This is a genomic window from Gilvimarinus sp. 1_MG-2023 (assembly GCF_030548285.1).
The window spans coordinates 1-490 of the sequence record NZ_JAUOSC010000106.1 but is presented as its reverse complement, the minus strand read 5'-3'; the positions used below and the strand labels follow the sequence as shown (position 1 = coordinate 490).

Sequence of the window (490 nt, the reverse complement as noted above, 5' to 3'; positions counted from 1 at the left end):
CCCTGGGTGGCGTATACCAGCAACAGGGTTGAGGGCGCATCGGCACTGGCTGGCGGCAAATAGACCGCCATATAACGTTGCTGATTGTCTCTGCCCACCAGTCGGCCATTGCTGAATATTTCATTGGCCCAGAAATGGCTGCTGCCACAATCGAGATCCTGACACTGATACAACACCCGAGCCGACATGCCCCGGGCCAGTTCATTACGCAGCGGTTGCAGCAACTCATCCAGATCCCGTTTTTCACTGGATTCCCAGGCCATCCGCCGTAACGAACCAGACACCCTTAACTCACGATCAGCGACGGTCTTGGTCACCGTCCGTTTTTGCGCCGACAACACCAGCCGGAAGTGATCGATCGATGACGTCCGGTCTGTCAGAACCCGCGCCCCCACCGGTGCCAGCAACTGGCCAAAGCGGTTCTCCTCAGCAGCGTGTAGCGGGACGACACACAAGACCATCAGCATGGCCAGAACAAACCGGCACATAC

1 protein-coding gene is annotated in these 490 nt (G+C 57.8%); it reads right to left on the bottom strand.

The genetic code is table 11. The annotated features are described in order from the left end of the window. Window positions 1-490 (bottom strand): DUF4892 domain-containing protein (locus tag Q4563_RS15910; RefSeq protein ID WP_303605161.1); only part of this gene is annotated, 490 nt, incomplete at both ends.